This window comes from Mesorhizobium sp. WSM4840 (assembly GCF_055811755.1).
Genome location: NZ_JBVVQD010000034.1, coordinates 1 through 15,164, shown reverse-complemented (window position 1 = coordinate 15,164; position 15,164 = coordinate 1). Strand labels below are relative to the sequence as shown.

At 61.1% G+C, this 15,164-nt stretch carries 18 protein-coding genes; 6 read left to right on the top strand and 12 right to left on the bottom strand.

The window, feature by feature from the left end; all coding sequences use genetic code 11:
• Window positions 1-39: 39 nt before the first annotated feature.
• Together AC0L3I_RS30735 and AC0L3I_RS30730 are read left to right on the top strand one after the other, a co-directional pair.
• Complete coding sequence (locus AC0L3I_RS30735; protein WP_473529411.1) at window positions 40-246, top strand: hypothetical protein; 207 nt, start codon at window positions 40-42, stop codon at window positions 244-246.
• A gap of 171 nt (window positions 247-417) precedes the next feature.
• Window positions 418-1,356 (top strand): carbon-nitrogen hydrolase family protein, encoded by a 939-nt coding sequence (locus AC0L3I_RS30730; protein WP_473529410.1) that lies wholly within the window; start codon window positions 418-420, stop codon window positions 1,354-1,356.
• Window positions 1,357-1,478: 122 nt separating this feature from the next.
• Here the strand turns inward: AC0L3I_RS30730 and AC0L3I_RS30725 are convergent, their stop codons facing one another.
• Window positions 1,479-2,063, bottom strand: coding sequence for a GNAT family N-acetyltransferase (locus AC0L3I_RS30725; protein WP_473529409.1), 585 nt, complete (start codon window positions 2,061-2,063; stop codon window positions 1,479-1,481).
• Between the two features lie 460 nt (window positions 2,064-2,523).
• Here AC0L3I_RS30725 and AC0L3I_RS30720 point away from each other — a divergent pair, with 460 nt between their 5' ends.
• Window positions 2,524-3,243, top strand: a complete 720-nt coding sequence (locus tag AC0L3I_RS30720) for a DUF899 domain-containing protein (protein ID WP_473529408.1) — start codon at window positions 2,524-2,526, stop codon at window positions 3,241-3,243.
• 225 nt (window positions 3,244-3,468) lie between these two features.
• Here AC0L3I_RS30720 and AC0L3I_RS30715 read toward each other — a convergent pair whose 3' ends face one another.
• Together AC0L3I_RS30715 and AC0L3I_RS30710 are read right to left on the bottom strand one after the other, a co-directional pair.
• Window positions 3,469-3,885: a GFA family protein gene (locus AC0L3I_RS30715; protein ID WP_473529407.1), complete on the bottom strand. Its 417-nt coding sequence runs from the start codon at window positions 3,883-3,885 to the stop codon at window positions 3,469-3,471.
• A 22-nt stretch (window positions 3,886-3,907) separates the two neighbouring features.
• Window positions 3,908-4,378 (bottom strand): SRPBCC family protein, encoded by a 471-nt coding sequence (locus AC0L3I_RS30710; RefSeq protein WP_473529406.1) that lies wholly within the window; start codon window positions 4,376-4,378, stop codon window positions 3,908-3,910.
• Between the two features lie 106 nt (window positions 4,379-4,484).
• Here AC0L3I_RS30710 and folP point away from each other — a divergent pair, with 106 nt between their 5' ends.
• Window positions 4,485-5,318 carry a dihydropteroate synthase gene (folP, locus tag AC0L3I_RS30705; RefSeq protein ID WP_473529405.1) on the top strand — a complete coding sequence of 278 codons (834 nt, stop codon included), beginning with the start codon at window positions 4,485-4,487 and terminating at the stop codon, window positions 5,316-5,318.
• Window positions 5,319-5,471: 153 nt separating this feature from the next.
• Here the strand turns inward: folP and pqqE are convergent, their stop codons facing one another.
• The 4 genes from pqqE to pqqB are packed head-to-tail and all read right to left on the bottom strand — an operon-like array spanning window position 5,472 to window position 8,576.
• The gene (gene pqqE, locus AC0L3I_RS30700) at window positions 5,472-6,593 is read right to left on the bottom strand and encodes a pyrroloquinoline quinone biosynthesis protein PqqE (protein WP_473529404.1); all 1,122 of its coding nucleotides are present in this window, start codon (window positions 6,591-6,593) and stop codon (window positions 5,472-5,474) included.
• Entirely contained in the window at window positions 6,590-6,886 is a 297-nt protein-coding gene (gene pqqD / locus AC0L3I_RS30695) for a pyrroloquinoline quinone biosynthesis peptide chaperone PqqD (protein WP_473529403.1), read from the bottom strand. Before pqqD ends, pqqE begins: the two co-directional genes overlap by 4 nt.
• Window positions 6,883-7,641: a pyrroloquinoline-quinone synthase PqqC gene (gene pqqC, locus AC0L3I_RS30690; RefSeq protein ID WP_473529402.1), complete on the bottom strand. Its 759-nt coding sequence runs from the start codon at window positions 7,639-7,641 to the stop codon at window positions 6,883-6,885. Before pqqC ends, pqqD begins: the two co-directional genes overlap by 4 nt.
• Entirely contained in the window at window positions 7,638-8,576 is a 939-nt protein-coding gene (gene pqqB / locus AC0L3I_RS30685) for a pyrroloquinoline quinone biosynthesis protein PqqB (protein ID WP_473529401.1), read from the bottom strand. The genes pqqC and pqqB overlap by 4 nt, the downstream gene beginning before the upstream one ends.
• Before the next feature lie 220 nt (window positions 8,577-8,796).
• Between pqqB and AC0L3I_RS30680 the strand changes: the two genes are divergently transcribed.
• A complete protein-coding gene (locus AC0L3I_RS30680; RefSeq protein ID WP_165848570.1) occupies window positions 8,797-8,934 on the top strand; it encodes a hypothetical protein in 138 nt (45 codons plus the stop codon).
• 57 nt (window positions 8,935-8,991) lie between these two features.
• On the opposite strand, the gene AC0L3I_RS30675 is transcribed toward AC0L3I_RS30680, so the two are convergent.
• From AC0L3I_RS30675 to AC0L3I_RS30660, 4 genes are all read right to left on the bottom strand, one after another.
• Window positions 8,992-9,549 (bottom strand): PQQ-dependent catabolism-associated CXXCW motif protein, encoded by a 558-nt coding sequence (locus tag AC0L3I_RS30675; RefSeq protein ID WP_473529400.1) that lies wholly within the window; start codon window positions 9,547-9,549, stop codon window positions 8,992-8,994.
• 10 nt (window positions 9,550-9,559) lie between these two features.
• The gene (locus tag AC0L3I_RS30670; RefSeq protein ID WP_473529399.1) at window positions 9,560-10,423 is read right to left on the bottom strand and encodes a quinoprotein dehydrogenase-associated putative ABC transporter substrate-binding protein; all 864 of its coding nucleotides are present in this window, start codon (window positions 10,421-10,423) and stop codon (window positions 9,560-9,562) included.
• 1 nt (window position 10,424) lies between these two features.
• Window positions 10,425-10,949 carry a c-type cytochrome, methanol metabolism-related gene (locus AC0L3I_RS30665; RefSeq protein WP_473485471.1) on the bottom strand — a complete coding sequence of 175 codons (525 nt, stop codon included), beginning with the start codon at window positions 10,947-10,949 and terminating at the stop codon, window positions 10,425-10,427.
• Window positions 10,950-11,129: 180 nt separating this feature from the next.
• Entirely contained in the window at window positions 11,130-13,031 is a 1,902-nt protein-coding gene (locus AC0L3I_RS30660) for a methanol/ethanol family PQQ-dependent dehydrogenase (RefSeq protein ID WP_473485472.1), read from the bottom strand.
• A 674-nt stretch (window positions 13,032-13,705) separates the two neighbouring features.
• Between AC0L3I_RS30660 and AC0L3I_RS30655 the strand changes: the two genes are divergently transcribed.
• The gene (locus tag AC0L3I_RS30655; protein WP_473529398.1) at window positions 13,706-14,059 is read left to right on the top strand and encodes a hypothetical protein; all 354 of its coding nucleotides are present in this window, start codon (window positions 13,706-13,708) and stop codon (window positions 14,057-14,059) included.
• A 61-nt stretch (window positions 14,060-14,120) separates the two neighbouring features.
• On the opposite strand, the gene AC0L3I_RS30650 is transcribed toward AC0L3I_RS30655, so the two are convergent.
• Complete coding sequence (locus tag AC0L3I_RS30650; RefSeq protein WP_473529397.1) at window positions 14,121-14,831, bottom strand: quinoprotein dehydrogenase-associated SoxYZ-like carrier; 711 nt, start codon at window positions 14,829-14,831, stop codon at window positions 14,121-14,123.
• Window positions 14,832-15,164 lie beyond the last annotated feature (333 nt).

The following is a 15,164-nucleotide window of genomic DNA, read 5'->3' as shown; positions in this document are numbered from 1 at the left end:
TGAACACGGTCTTGCGAAACAGCCTTGAGGAGCCGGCCGATGACAACGACGACGGCGACGAAACCATTCGATCCTGCCCAATACAAGGAGACGACCCTCGACCAATGCCGGGCTGCCGCCGCCGCCAGCCGCGAAGCCACCATCAACAAAGCGATCGAAGCCGCGAATGTGGCGCCGCACTGGTCGTCTTTCCCTAAGCATGGATACCGGGATGTCCGACTGGGGTGTCGAGGCTGGGGAGACTGAACATGCGATCATTCGCATCCGCCATCGCATTGACGGTTGCAGAAGCTGCTGCCGTCGCTGAAAGCCGGCGGCTATGTCCTCATGTTACGACACACCGACAGAAGTGCTCACAAGAAAACCATTGCAGCTGAAGTGTAGTGGGAACGTGCATTGGGAGTAGAGGAAACCGCCATGCAAGCAAAAATTGCCGTCGTTCAGAAGCCGCCGGTCTTTCTCGATCGCGAGGCGACCATCGCCAGAGCCGTCGAGGCGATCAACGAAGCCGCCGATGCCGGCGCCACCCTGGTGATCTTCCCTGAAGCCTGGATACCGGGATATCCGACGTGGGTCTGGCGGCTGAAGCCCGGCACGGATATGGCGTTGTCAAGCGAGCTTCACGCCAGGCTGCGCAGCAACGCCGTCGACATCGAGCGAGATGACCTTGAGCCTCTGCAGCAGGCCGCCAGCCAGCGTGCGGTGACGATTGTCGTCGGCCTGAACGAGATCGATAGTCGATTCTCGGGCACAACGCTGTTTAACACCGTGGTCGTGATTGGACCGGATGGCACGCTTCAAAACCGACATCGCAAGTTGATGCCGACCAACCCCGAGCGCATGGTCTGGGGGACGGGCGACGCGAGCGGCCTCAGAGTTGTCGACACGCCGGTCGGCCGCCTGGGGTGCCTGATCTGCTGGGAAAGCTATATGCCGCTTGCGCGCTACGCTCTCTACGCCCAGAACATCGACATTCTCGTCAATCCGACGTGGGACAATGGTGAACTCTGCCTCGCCACATTGCGCCACATCGCCCGCGAGGGCGGATGCTGGGTCATCGGCACGGCGACGGCCATGCAGGGCAGCGATCTGCCGGCCGACTTTCCCGATCGCGACCGACTGTTCAAGGCCGATGAGTGGATCAACGACGGCGACGCCGTCGTCGTGAAGCCGGGCGGCGCAATCGCGGCCGGACCGCTGAACCGCGACAAGGGAATCCTTTTCGCCGAAATTGATCGGGAGGCGGTCGGCCGCGCCCGGCGGTCGCTTGACGTCGCTGGGCACTATTCCCGGCCGGATATTTTCTCGCTGTCGATCAGCCGCAAACCGCTTACACCCGTCGCGTTCACCGACTGAGCCGGCTGACGACCGCGCCGGCGGTGGGCGGAAGCCGGGAGCCGGAATGTCGTGGAGCGCGTCCCATGACGCCGTACAGTTAGCCGGGCGGGATAACGCTTCGCTCGTCTGCCCTACCTGGCTCAACGCGGTCGCCGCAGCATTGGGACGAGCGTCGGCGATGAACCGATCTGGATCGCGCCGAGCGGTTCGAAGCCGTGGCGCCGGTAGAACGGGATGTTGCGCGGGTTCGAGGATTCCAGATAGGCGGGCGCGTGATCGCGATCGCACTGCGCGAGCGCGTATGCCATCAAGGCTTCGCCGAGACCTTCGCCCTGATGCGCCGGGTCGACGCCGATCACGGGCAAGTACCAATGCGGTTCGGCCGGATGGTACTTGGCCATCTGCTCGAATATAGCGGCGACTTCAGGGGCAAGAGAGGGCGCAACCGTGCTCTCGACAACCGCACCAAGCCCTTCCTCGTCGGGATGCACACCGGGCGACAGCCACAGCGCCGTCCCGGCGTAGCCATCGGTGCAAAAGGCGCTTCCGTTTGAGAATGCCCTGGCCCCGAACGCGCGGACCAGTCGCGGCATGGCGGCAAGGTACTGGTGTGCATGCGGCCAGGTCCATCGCGCCATGGGATCCTCTGCAAAGGCCAGCACGATTGTTCCGACCGCCGGATCTTCATCGGCCGCGGCCATAACTCTCACTGTCGGCGATTTCATGCTGCCCTCCAAGTGACGCAGGTGGTTCGACGAGGCGCCCGCGTCCTCAACTGGCTCCGCAACAAGCGGGCAGGAGTCCCCTCAGGCAAATTGCGCCGCTCCCCCCGTGTTCGCTTGATGAACTCCATCAAGAGGGAGGGCGCCGGTTCGACGTGCGTCTCAGCAGGAAATGCCCGCCGCGAGGGAACATCAGCACGCTCGCCTTGTGACTCCGTCCTGCTTTTTCAGCCTGCGGTCTGCAACGCACCGAGCAGAGGTGTTCGAGCGGGAGCGCTATCCATTTCCAGCTTGTAGTCTTCGAAGGCCAAGGTGACATCATTGGCATCCGTGATCAGGGAGTCCATCGGAAACCCGCCCACATCTGGCTACCATGTTTCGCCTCCGGCGTTAAGTTTATCTCCTGACGCAACAAGTTGTTTCGAAAAACGGAAAGGAAACCCCGAGGAAGGAGATAGGAGCGATGACGAAACACAAGACCGGAACACGCGTGGAATGGCTCGGAGCGCGGCTCGCACTGCTCGAGGCGGAGAAACGGCTCATGCGGCAGAGCGACGAACTGGCGCGACAGCGACAGGAGCTGCCGTGGGTTCGGATCGATAAGGCGTATCTATTCGAGACCGAGGAGGGAAGCGCCTCGCTCGCCGACCTCTTCCAAGGACGCTCGCAACTCTTCGTCTATCATTTCATGTTCGGCTACGGATACCGGCTCACCGATGAGCGCCAAGGATGCACCGGATGCTCCTTGATCGCCGATCACTTCGACTGCGTCATCCCCCACTTGAACGGCCGCGACATTACCCTCGTTTGCGAATCGATCGCCCCGTTGCAGGAGCTCCAGGATTACAAGCAGCAAATGGGCTGGCGCTTCCCGTGGGTTTCGTCGCTCGGGAGCGATTTCAAATACGACTTCGGCGCCGCCTTCACCGAAGAGCAGCAGAGAGACGGCGCCGACTACAACTATCAGCATGTCGACAGGGCCGAGCCGCAGAAGGAGGGAATGAGCGTCTTCGCGCTCCAGGACGGTGCCGTCTACCACACCTACTCCACCTACGCCCGTGGCACCGAGGTGTTTATGGGGGTGTACCGTTTCCTCGACTTGGCTCCGTGGGGAAGGAACGAGAACGGGCTCGAGTTCCCCCAGGCGTGGTGGCGCCGCCACGACGAGTACGGCAATCGCTGAGCGGTGAGTGTCATGGGCACAACCGCGAATTACGGTGGCAGCGCACTATTTTCCTTTCTGCTGCCGTGCCTTCCCGATTTCCAACATAGCGACAGCCAAGCACGGCAAAAAGTGCACTGTCACCATAATGCACGCGAAACCACGTCAGCCGACCCGCGCCCGCGGTGGGCGCAGGTGATCCGCTTCCTGAAGATAGGGAGCGCGTCGGCTATGCCGCCGGGCCGGTTAGCCTGATGGCATCTTCTCGAACGTGGTCAGCCCGGTTTCCATCTTGTCCCAGGGGAGGGCTCGGGTACCGTAGGTCACCACGGTCGGATTGAACCGGCCTGGATCGTCAAGGCTTGCGGCATGGACCGTGATCACGTCCGGCATGGCGGCGTATGTCAGGTAGACCGGCGTTCCGCAGACCGGGCAGAAGGAATGGATTTTGACATTTCCGTTGTCCGCCGTGACACGCCAGTCCGTCGTCGTGCCGGTGATGGCCACGTCCGCTCGCGACGGAAACGTCAGATAGGATCCATGACCGGTGCCGCTTCTTTTCTGGCAATCACGGCATTGGCAGTGGTTTTCGAAGATCGGGGCTGCCTTTGCCTCGTAGCGGACCGCGCCGCACGCGCATCCGCCGGTGTAGAGAGTGCTCATCTGCTCGGTCCTTTGTCCTGGGTCAGGCCGCCAGTTCGGACGCGCGCGGCTTGGCGAAGACGTCGATCGCCTGACCCGTTTCGAGGAAGGATTTCAGGCTGGAGAGGACGATCGGCCAACCCTTTTTGATGCCGTTCGCCATCCCGCTGCCGGCTTCGAGTTCGTCATGGGTGACGGTCAGCCGGACCATGGCCTCGTATTCCTCGAGCTCGAAGGTCACCCGGCTGTAGCTCGCCGGATCGGACGCCTGCGAAGCGTTTGCCCAGGTGATGACGAGACGGGTCGGCGGCGAGACCTCGACGACCTTGCCGACGAGTTCGACGGTCCGTTCATCATTGGCGCGGACATGCTCCCAGTTCGAGCCGGGCTTCCAGTCGGAGACGTTTTCGTGGCCCCAGTAGCGCCGTGCGAGGTCCGGTTTGGTGATGGCTTCGAACACCTTTCCCGGTGTCGAGACAATATAGGTCGTGTAGATAAAGCTTTCCTTGGTCATTGCTACGCTCCTTGTTGTTTCGCGAGCATAGGTAGATGGGGAAACCGGACGCGTGTGAGTGACAATCGTGTCGCGAATGGCATCTGATATGAAAAAAGGTTGACGCATGACGCGCTGGCAGCTTGCTCATGGACGGCATCTCGATCTTGGCGCGAAATCGTTGCTGATGGGGATTTTGAACGTCACGCCGGACAGTTTTTCCGACGGCGGAGAATTCGACCGGCCGGAACTGGCGTTCCAGCAGGCGCGGCGTATGATCGGCGAGGGCGCGGCGATCATCGATGTCGGCGGCGAATCCACCCGGCCCGGCGCCGGCGCCGTTTCGGCGCGCGAGGAACAAGCGCGCATCCTGCCGCTGATCGAGGCGCTGTCGTCAGACGGCGGCAGCGTGGTTTCGGTCGACACCTACAGGGCCGAGACGGCGCGTCTGGCGGTCGCGGCGGGCGCACATATCGTCAACGACGTGCATGGCCTGCAGCGCGAACCCGACATCGCCCACGTCGCGGCGGAAACCGGCGCCGGCCTCGTCATCATGCACACCGGGCGCGACCGTGAAAAACTGGCGGATGTGATCGCCGACCAGTTCCTGTTCCTGAACAGATCGCTGGAGATCGCGCGCGACGCCGGCATCCCGGATGACCGGATCGTGCTCGACCCGGGCTTCGCCTTCGCCAAGGACGGAGAGGAAAACCTTGAGCTCATGGCTCGCTTCGGTGAATTGCGCGCGCTCGGTTTTCCGTTGCTGGTCGGCACGTCCCGCAAGCGTCTTGCCCGTCACCTGGTCGGCGGAACTGACGAGGGGCGGGACGTCGGCACAGCAGCGACCAGCGTCATCCTGCGGCTGAAGGGTGCTTCGATCTTTCGCGTGCACAATGTCGCGGTCAATCGCGATGCACTGGCTTTCGCCGACGCGGTGCGCGAGCGCGAGACGGTGGAATAATGCATGTCGCCCAAAAGCATGCCCTCGGGCTTGAACCGAGGGTGCGCAGCGGTTTTGGGATAACGACACGCATAAAAACAAGAACTTAAAGCGCGTCGCATGAATCCATTGAATCCGTTCAAGCGATTCGTGCGACGCGCTTTAGAAGGCGCGTCAGGCGGGCTCGGTGACGACGCCGATCCGCCGGTAGACGAATGGTTCGTCGTGCGAGGGAACTGCCGCAGCACGCTGGGCTTCGTCGATCAGCATGGCCATGCGCGCATGGATCGGCGATTTCGCGCAAGCCGGGTCCGTGGCGGCGGCATCCCCGGCGATCGCCATCGCCTGGCAGCGGCAGCCGCCCCAGTCGATCTCACGCCGTTCGCAGCTGCGACAAGGTTGCTGCATCCAGTCGGTGCCGCGAAAGGCGTTGAATGCCGGCGAATCCGTCCAGATCTCGGCCAGGCTGCGCGGTCCGAAACGCTCAAAACTGAGCGACGGGATGGTCTGTGCGGCATGGCATGGCAGCACGGTGCCGTCCGGCGTCACCATGAACGCGTCGCGCGCCCACCCGCCCATGCACGGCTTCGGATAGATGGCGAAATAATCCGGCGGGACGAAATCGATGTTCATGATGCCGGTGAGCCGTTCGCGCGCCGCCGCGACGATCTCCGCCTGCCGGTCGACTGCAGCACGCTCTGGCATCAGTTGATCGCGATTGGTCAGCGCCCAGCCGGCATACTGCACGTTGGCGATCTCGAGCCGCTCCGCGCCCAGCGAAAGCGCCAGACCGATGAATTCCGGCACCTCCTCGATGTTGTGGCGATGGATCGGTGCGTTGATGGTAAGCGGCAGGCCGGCCGCGCGCGCGCGGCGTGCCGTCTCCAGCTTCTTTTCGTGGCCGCCTTTGTGGTTGCCGATGCGGTCGGTGGTCGCCGGACGTGCGCCTTGAAAGCTCAGCTGCAGATGGTCGAGCCCGGCTTCGGCAAACGCCTCGATGCGGCCTTCGGCAATGCCGACGCCGGCGGTGATCAGGTTGGTGTAGACGCCGCGCGCCGAAAGCCCGGCGATCAATTGCTCGAGATCGCGGCGCAGCGTCGGTTCGCCACCCGACAGGTGCACCTGGAGAACGCCGAGATCGGCCGCCTGCAAGAACAGGTCGAGCCAGGTCTGTGTATCGAGTTCGCGATTGGCCTTCAGCAATTCGAGCGGATTGGAGCAATAAGGGCATTGCAGCGGGCAGCGATGCGTCAGTTCCGCCAGCATGCCGATCGGCGGGAGAAGGGGCTCGCTCATAGCTTCACCAGCAGCTTGTCCGACCATTCCTGCAGGAAGGCGACGACGTCGGCGGCCACGGCCTCCTGTTCGGCGTCATAATCCGCGGCAAGGTCGGCAATGATGTGGCCGACGGTGGACCGTCCATCGCAGCGGCGCAATATATCGAGGCTGATATCGTTCGGCCAAAATACCTTTTCGGGCGAAAGCACGGCGAACGCCTGCCGCACGGGGTCGTATTGTATGCGCACGTGCTTCGGCAGCGATGGCACCGACTGCGGCGACACCAAGGCTCTTTCGCGCAGCGCCATCATCGGGCTGCCTCCGGACGGAAGGCGCCAGGCGGTACGTTTCCCGGCTCGGCATAAGCGTGTTGAAGCGCGTCGAGCATGGCCCACAGTATATCGCATTTGAACACCAGCGCATCGATCGCCTGCTGCTGGCGTTCCGCCGTGTCGGCATGGCCGAGCACGTAGGCGAGGGCGAAGTCGGCGTCGCGCGAGGCCTGTTCGGGCCGTCGGCTGAAATAGGCCAGCGTATCCTCGGTGATGTAATCGTATTTGGCCAGCATGGCCGGGACCCGCTCGCCGATGATGAGCGGCGAGAACATCTCGGTCAGCGACGACGCGACCGCCTCGAACAGCGTCCGGTTCGTGCAAAAGGAGAGGTAAGCGCCGACCGCGAAACGTGTCGCCGGCAGTGCCAGCCTTTCGCTCTTCACGTCATCGGGATTGAGGCCGAGCGAGGTCGCCAGATGCAGCCAGCGCGCGATACCGCCGCTCCAGCCGTCCTTGCCGTCATGATCCTCGATGCGTTTGCGCCAGGCGGCGCGAAACGCCGGATCTTCGGCATGAGCAAGGATCATGGCATCCTTGCGCGGGATGACTGCCTGGTAGCAGTAGCGGTTCAGCGCCCAGGCCTGCATCTCGGTCCTCGACAGCGCACCGCTGGTCATCTTGTGATGGAAAGGATGGCGGTTGTGATAGCGCTCGGCACCGATTTGCCGCAGCACGGCTTCGAGCTCGCTGGAGGACAGGCCGTTCCTGGCTGCGTCGTGGAAATCACTCAAAATTCCATCTCCATCCCGTCGCGGGCGACTTCCCAGCCGGCCGCTTTCACCGCTGCGTGTTCGGTGGAATTCTCGTCCAGAACGGGGTTGGTGTTGTTGATGTGGACGAAGACACGGCGGCCGACACTTACATCGGCCAAGCCGGCGATCGAACCCGCGTCTCCCGACATTGCCAGATGCCCCATGCGCGCCCCGGTTTTTTGGCCGACGCCGGCAGCGATCATCTCGTCGTCGGTATAGACCGTGCCGTCGAACAGGAGGCAGGCGGCATCGGCTAGACGCGTGCGCAGGGTCGCATCGATGCGCGCGCAGCCCGGGATATAGAAGACGGAGCCGCGACTGCCGGCGCCAGTGATACGGACGCCGATCGTGTCGCCGGACTCGGAGCTGAAATTGGCATCCGGCTGGCTTCTTTCCTCGAGATAGAGCGCTATCTTTCCGGGCACGGGAAAGCTCTCGACAATCACGCCGGTTTCGTTGCCGTCTGCATCGCAGATCGCCAGTTCTTTCGCCGGCGGCAAGATGCGTCGCGGCACGAGCGCCGGATCGAGAACATTGAAAATCGAATTCGCCTCCAGCGTCGCCAGAACCTGTGTCGTTGCGTAGATGGCAAAAGGCTGCCGCTCACGCAGGCTGAGCAGGCCGGCGACATGATCGACATCGGCATTGGTCAGCACCACCGCACGGATAGGCGTCGAACGCAGCGGCGCATCATGCGCGGGCTGCAATTCAGGCGTTTGCGCAATCTGCTGGCGAATATCGGGCGAGGCGTTGAAGAGCACCCAGCCGGCCCCATCCACTGACGCGGCGATGCTTGATTGGGTTCGCGAATGCACGCAAGCCATCCCGGTGCGAGCCGCGCGGCTCAGGCGATAGTTGCAATTCCATTGCGGAAAGCCGCCGCCTGCCGCTGAGCCGATGATTTTCAAGCGCATTGCAATGCCCGCTCTGCGGCTTGTTCAACCAACAACAAGTTTTGGACCGCGAATGGCTTCGCGCCCGTATTGAACGCGGCAAAGCCTTTCCCGAAAACCTCGCGCGGCAACGCAGTGCGTGTCCCCGTTGCCAGGGACACGCACCACTGCGGCCTACTTCTTGGGAGGAATTTCAGCAGGCAGATACCGCGAAATTTCGAAGCCCGCAGCAACCTGGCACATGGTCGGTTTCGTCCAGCTCTTCTTCATGGCATTTCTCCTCTTCTACCAGCCCGAAGGGGCCGATCTTTTTCTCAGTCAACCATTGCTGGGCACCATTGCAATGGCTCGTCCATCAGCTCTCAAAATGGACAAATGAAACGGTAGGTTCTGAAACTCGAAAAACAAGACGATCGAAAATAACAATGCTCATGCTTCAATTGCTGATCACGTAAGGCTTCTTCTCCTCCAGCGGAAGGTTTGCACGCTCCCATCCATCGGCGCCGGGCGGATACCAGATCACCGAACTGTAGCCCCACTCGACTGCCCGTTTCGCGGCATTCCAGGACATCCAGCAATTCGTCATGCAATAGAACAGAATAGCGCGCGATTTGTCGGGACCGGCTTCCGCCGCGAGGCCTTGGCGAAAATAGCTGGCGGTCTCCTCGGAGATAGCGCCGTAACCGACATTGGCCAGCCAGGTGCTGCCTGGGATATCCTTTCTGATCGTGTCTCTCCAAATCGTTCCTGCCGGCAAATTGGCCGGCTTCGGCGTGTTCGGCATGACGTCGAAGAACACCGCCTTCTTCTCCCGCCACAGCGCCTCCGCCTCTGCCGTCGTCACCACGCTTGCGCCCCGCAGCGTCTGCGGCACCGGCGCCCGATATTCGTCCATCCGGTAGCCGCCGGGCTCGGCGACATCGCCAGCCCACATCGGTTGGGTCAGACCCAGAAGGCCCGCAGCGACCAGCAAAATCGTCTCCTTTCCCGTCATAACGGTTTCGTCATTGCGTGATCGGATTATCGTGTTCGTCGATCAGCGGCACATTGTAGTCCAGCAGGATTCTGTTGATCTCCGCCTGGTTTTCCCTGATCACCCGGTTGAGTGTCCGCTTCCATTCCTGGTCGGATGGACGCACGCCCATGGTGATGCGGTAGGACATGCGCGAGCCGGTTTTTTCCTTCACCAGCGGAACGATCGTGAGATCGGCGCCGAGTTCCTTGGCATAGTAGCCTGCCATCGGTCCCCACATGACAGCCGCATCGATCTTGCCGGCGAGCATGTCCTTGATCATGACCTCCCCCATGGAAGCGGTGAGGCGCGTATCCACCGCCAGCGGATAGATCTTTGCCGTTCGCAAGAGCTTGTTGGCGGCCATGTTGGCAGTCGGCGGCGTGCTTTCGACGACACCGATCCTCTTGCCGGTGAGTTTCGGATCCTCGATCGTCTCGACGCCTTCCATGCCGTTGCCCTTCGGGTGCACCAGCACATAGGAGGAGCGATAGTAGGCGTTGGTGTTCTGCACCAGTTCATCGCCCTGAGCGTAACCCATGATGATGTCGCATCGGTTGGCCGCCAGCGTGTTGCGCACGAAGCCAGCGACAACAGGAAACCATGTATAGGCGACGGACTTCCGGCCGGTTTTCGCGGCAACCAGTTCGGCCAGCCTGTTTTCGAAGCCTTCGCCGCTCTCGTCGGTGAAGGGCATGTTCGAAGGATCGGCGCAGACGCGCAGAATGTCGGGGTCGACCAGTTCTCCCGCGGCACCAAGGCCGGCGTCCTGCGCCTGAACGTTCGAAGGCAGCAAGGCGAGTGCGCCGAGCATCGGCAGGACAAAACGCAGCTTCAACGCATCACGGCCAAACATATCATCCACCCATACAGGATGCTTCGGCATCCTTCGCTGCCTGTGGCTTGTTTGATTTCTTCGGCGGCCTGCCGCGGGGCGCCGCACCGTCGGCGCGGGCACGCAGATAGACGTAGAGATCATCCATGTAGCAATAGACGTTCTTGTTGTCGCCAAAAGCGGGCATGACATTCTCCTTGCCGCCGCCGACATTCTTGCGGCCTTCGGCGACGATCGAGAGGAACGTGGCGTAATCCATGGTTTTCAGGCTGTTGACCAAGGCCGGCGCATAGCTCGAACCTGTGCCGTCCGGTCCGTGACAGACATGGCAATCGGAGTGGTACCGGCGGTAACCGCTGAACGTATACCAATCGACGGTCCCTTTTTCGATCTTGTAGGTCGGATTACCCTCCGCATCCAAATGCTTGCCGTCCTCTTCCGTCACCGCCTTGGCTTTTTCCGCGCTGTCCGAGGCCTGCGCGAGACTTGAGCTTGCCAGAGGCAGCAGAGCCAGAGCGAGAGCGGCAATTACAATGCGAACGGACATTCAGACTCTTCCTTCATTTGCCACGGACACGGGTTTGCAGTCGTGAAGCGGCATTGATCGATGTTTTGGGTGCGCGGCGAAATCGAGAGCCCGGTCCTGGCTTCCCGGTGATCCGGGCTCTCGCTTTTCAAGCCTTGGTCTTTTTCACAAGACCCGAGGCGTGCCTAAGGTTCCCGTGTATCAGTCCGGGAGACCGAAGACGGTGAGCTGGCCGCCCAGCGTCGTGTAGTCGGCAAGTGCTGCGTAGCCACCGACCGCTCCCAGACCAGCAGTCCCAACGACCGCGGTCTCGTCGCCTTGCTCACGACCCTGATCGACGGCGCCATGCCAGGCAGCGGCGTTATCGGGCGAAAGCAGTCCACCTGCCAGACCGATACCGGCCCATCCGCCGACGCCGGACAGAACGGCGATGTACTGCTTGCCGCCATGCTCGTAGGCCGTGATGTTGCCGATGATGCCGGACGGGGTCTTGAACTTGTAGAGTTCATTCCCGTCATGATCGACCGCCTTGATGTAGCCCTCGAGCGTGCCGTAGAAGACGACGTCGCCGTCGGTTGCCAGCGCGCCCGACCACACCGAGAACTTCTCGGGCTTCGACCAGACGATCTCGCCCTTGGCAGCATCCCAGGCAATGAAGTTGCCCATGTTGCCGTCACCACCAGGGGGAGGATACATCGACACGGTGGCGCCCACATAAGGCTGGCCGGCAGTGTAGCTCACCTTGTAAGGCTCATAGTCCATGCAGACATGGTTTGTCGGCACGTAGAACAGCCCGGTCTTCGGCGAATAGGCGGCCGGTTGCTGGTCCTTGGTTCCAAGCGCTGCCGGGCAGATGCCCGTCGAGTTGGTGTCTTCGCCGTTCGCCTGGGTCGAATATTTGGCCACGACCTGCGGGCGGCCATACTGGTCGCTGTTGGGGTCCATGTTGACTTCCGTCGCCCAGTTCACTGCCGGATCGTATTTCTTGGCGACGAGAAGTTCGCCACTGGCGCGATCCATGGTGTAGGCAAAGCCATTGCGGTCGAAATGCACCAGCACGTCGTGCTTGGCGCCGTTGACCTCCATGCCGTCGACGAGAATCATCTCGTTGACGCCGTCAAAGTCCCACTCGTCATGCGGGGTCATCTGGTAGAGCCATTTGGCAACACCGGTATCCGCATCGCGAGCCATGATCGTCATCGACCAGCGATTGTCGCCTGGGCGCTGGACCGGGTTCCATGTCGAGGGATTGCCGGTACCATAGTAAACCAAGTTCAGCTTGGGATCATAGGAATACCATCCCCATGTCGTGCCGCCGCCTGTCTTCCACTGCTCGCCTTCCCAGGTGTTCGTGCCGGAATCCTTTCCGACAGGCTTGCCGAGATGGGTGGTCTTCTCGGGATCGATCAGGGTTTCTGCGTCCGGACCTTCCGAATAGGCTTTCCAGGCGAGCTTGCCATCTGCCAGATTGTAGGCGGCCAGCCAGCCGCGAACGCCGAATTCAGCGCCGGAGACGCCGACGAGCACCTTGTCCTTGACGACTACGGGTGCTGACGTACCGGATTCGCCCTTTCCGCCGTCGGTCTGGTCGCCGTTCTTGACTGACCAAACGACCTTGCCGGTCTTGGCGTCGAGTGCGACGACGGTGGTGTCGGCCTGGTTGAGAATGATCTTGCCATCACCATAGGCGACGCCACGATTGACCGTGTCGCAGCACATGATTCCAATGACATTCGGGTCTTGCTTGGGCTCGTATTTCCAGAGGATCTTTCCGTCATTGTTGAGATCGAGAGCATAGACGGTGTTCGGGAACGGCGCGTGGACGTACATCACATCGCCGATGATCAGCGGCCCGCCTTCATGGCCGCGCAGCACGCCAGTGGAGAAGCTCCACTTGGCCTGCAGGTTCTTCACATTGTCCTTGGTGATCTGGTTTAGCTTGGAAAAGCGGGTGTTGGCGTAGTCACCCGTCTGCATCACCCAGTCCTTGGGGTTTTCGGCCATTTTCATCAGTTCTTCATTGGCCGACGTCATGTGGACCGCGCCGAACGACATGAGCGCCGCGGTCGTTAGTAGGTAGGCAGTTTTCGCAAGTACACGCATCAAAGTCCTCCCAGGGTTCACAATGACGAATCGTCCGTCGAGCCCACGAGGGCTTGCCCAAGCGATTCATGTGGGGGAAGTATTTCCGGCAGCGTGTCACGACCTAAGCCGAATGAGCAGAGGGCACCGTTACTGCCCATCCCACTTGGCCTACGAAAGACTGTCGCCGCTCCCTAATGACGGTGACGCCCTTGAAGCCGGAAACAGGATGAAGCTATGTCATCCCCAGGCGGAAGGCAAGAAAAATCACTTCCGTCTATGTTGCACTGCAATATAGAGAAATAGATATGAAAAAACCCATACAGAAAGCTATTGATCGACTGTGAACCAGGCCGGATTTATATAAGTTCCCCAATTTTGCGTATTTTTTGGGCGGAATGTATTGATTTTTATTTAATAATATTCATTGGGTCGAGTGACATTAAGTATGCGCGCGTCGCTCCGGGTGCCGATAGTGAAGGAGACATGAAATGAAGGTCAGCACCGGGATTCGGAAGGGATAATCGTGCTGTCTGGGAGGCTTTTTGCCGGCCGGTGCGGCCCTGCTCCTTTGGTACTATACGGTGAGCATGAGAACTTGACGGGCGTGGTGGCACGAGGCCAACTGGTGCGGTGATCCTGTCTCGATCCATCGGGCTCGATCTATCGCGTCCAGGCCAATCGGAGGGTTCCCCATGATCAGATATGTCGGGTTTTCGGCCTTGCCGCTGTTGCTCACATCGGCCCTGGCATTCGCAAATCCGGCCGGCGCCGCCGGAGATTATCCGACGGCGACGGTTGTCGACTATGTGCTCGGCTGCATGCAGACGAACGGCCGGACACGTCAGGCGCTGGAGAGCTGTTCCTGCTCGATCGACGTCATCGCCTCGATCATTCCGTTCGAGCATTATGAAAGGGCCGAGACCTTCAAGAGCATGTCCCTGACGACAGGGGAGCGTTCGGGACTGTTTCGCGAAAGCGCGCCGGCGAAAGCCGCAAGCACGGAACTGAAGCGCGCGCAGGCGGAAGCCGACGTGCGCTGCTTTTAGGCGATACCCCGCTAAGAGCGCAGACGGCGGCGGGACAACCGCTGCATGTGGTTTCGAGGCTTCAGAGTCCCGTAGCCTCCAGTGGCCATTGATTGTGAAATATCTTGCCATCCGTATCGATCGCTTCGACCTGGATATCGCCAGTGCCGTGCGCGGTGAAATCGAACCGGAAATTGGGGTCTTCCGAAATCGATATTCCACCTTCCATCGAGAGGATCGGCCGGTCTGCCTGCGAGATCGACAGTTTCTGAACAAAATGCGCGGGGATGAAATACTGGGTCAGCGGATTGCGCTGCAGGCCCGAATTGTTCGGGTGCCGGATCATCAGCTGCAATTCCTGCGCCTTTGTCATCGTCTCTTGAGGCGGGAACTGGCGCAGCTTCATCTGCCCCATCGTCGCCATCGCCTCGTCCTGGTTCTTGACTGCCGGGGCGGAGCATCCGCCTGACGCCTTGACGAAGGTCTGAGCCATGTGAAGTTCGCCGCTCTGCGTTTCTGCTATGGCACGCAAATAGGAATAGTCGTTGACGCGCACGCGCGTCGACAGATGTGTCACGCCGGCGTCCTCGCCGATCTGGAACGTCGCCGCCACCGGTGCCGGATTGACGTCGATGATCAATGTGACGGATTTGATGCCGTCGGGCGCCTTGGCGGGGTCGATATAGATGTCGACGGGCACGATGGCGGCATCCTGCGCCCGCTTCGGCGCCTCGACCCTGACGACGCCGCTATCGATCAGAATTGCCCGATCGCCGAACACGTCGCCTTTCAAATCCTGCCAGATCCTGCCAGATCCTGTCCGAAGATGCGGTTGTCTGCTGCGCGTTGGCGGCTCCGGACGAGCCAAAGAGCGTGCCGACGGCCAGGATGATCGCGACAAGGATGGCTGCGAGCGGCAAGACGAGCTGCCGGCTCCGGTAAGCGTGATCTTGCATTCGATGCCTCCACCAATATCAGAGAGGTGGTGCCCAGGCGATGTCCAGGATACGCCTTTGACGATGCGTTTGGCAAATCGATCCACCTGATAGCAGGGCAACGAGTTCAGGTTAACGACGGCGTGTAATTTGTGGCCCGCCGCAGGTTAGCGTGATTCAAAGAGGCTTCC

What these genes read in the sequence shown, in the direction of transcription:
- AC0L3I_RS30735 (WP_473529411.1), top strand. Translation starts at nt 40, where the DNA reads ATGACAACGACGACGGCGACGAAACCATTCGATCCTGCCCAATACAAG.
- AC0L3I_RS30730 (WP_473529410.1), top strand. Translation starts at nt 418, where the DNA reads ATGCAAGCAAAAATTGCCGTCGTTCAGAAGCCGCCGGTCTTTCTCGAT.
- AC0L3I_RS30725 (WP_473529409.1), bottom strand. Translation starts at nt 2,063, where the DNA reads ATGAAATCGCCGACAGTGAGAGTTATGGCCGCGGCCGATGAAGATCCG.
- AC0L3I_RS30720 (WP_473529408.1), top strand. Translation starts at nt 2,524, where the DNA reads ATGACGAAACACAAGACCGGAACACGCGTGGAATGGCTCGGAGCGCGG.
- AC0L3I_RS30715 (WP_473529407.1), bottom strand. Translation starts at nt 3,885, where the DNA reads ATGAGCACTCTCTACACCGGCGGATGCGCGTGCGGCGCGGTCCGCTAC.
- AC0L3I_RS30710 (WP_473529406.1), bottom strand. Translation starts at nt 4,378, where the DNA reads ATGACCAAGGAAAGCTTTATCTACACGACCTATATTGTCTCGACACCG.
- folP (WP_473529405.1), top strand. Translation starts at nt 4,485, where the DNA reads ATGACGCGCTGGCAGCTTGCTCATGGACGGCATCTCGATCTTGGCGCG.
- pqqE (WP_473529404.1), bottom strand. Translation starts at nt 6,593, where the DNA reads ATGAGCGAGCCCCTTCTCCCGCCGATCGGCATGCTGGCGGAACTGACG.
- pqqD (WP_473529403.1), bottom strand. Translation starts at nt 6,886, where the DNA reads ATGATGGCGCTGCGCGAAAGAGCCTTGGTGTCGCCGCAGTCGGTGCCA.
- pqqB (WP_473529401.1), bottom strand. Translation starts at nt 8,576, where the DNA reads ATGCGCTTGAAAATCATCGGCTCAGCGGCAGGCGGCGGCTTTCCGCAA.
- AC0L3I_RS30680 (WP_165848570.1), top strand. Translation starts at nt 8,797, where the DNA reads ATGGTCGGTTTCGTCCAGCTCTTCTTCATGGCATTTCTCCTCTTCTAC.
- AC0L3I_RS30675 (WP_473529400.1), bottom strand. Translation starts at nt 9,549, where the DNA reads ATGACGGGAAAGGAGACGATTTTGCTGGTCGCTGCGGGCCTTCTGGGT.
- AC0L3I_RS30670 (WP_473529399.1), bottom strand. Translation starts at nt 10,423, where the DNA reads ATGTTTGGCCGTGATGCGTTGAAGCTGCGTTTTGTCCTGCCGATGCTC.
- AC0L3I_RS30665 (WP_473485471.1), bottom strand. Translation starts at nt 10,949, where the DNA reads ATGTCCGTTCGCATTGTAATTGCCGCTCTCGCTCTGGCTCTGCTGCCT.
- AC0L3I_RS30660 (WP_473485472.1), bottom strand. Translation starts at nt 13,031, where the DNA reads ATGCGTGTACTTGCGAAAACTGCCTACCTACTAACGACCGCGGCGCTC.
- AC0L3I_RS30655 (WP_473529398.1), top strand. Translation starts at nt 13,706, where the DNA reads ATGATCAGATATGTCGGGTTTTCGGCCTTGCCGCTGTTGCTCACATCG.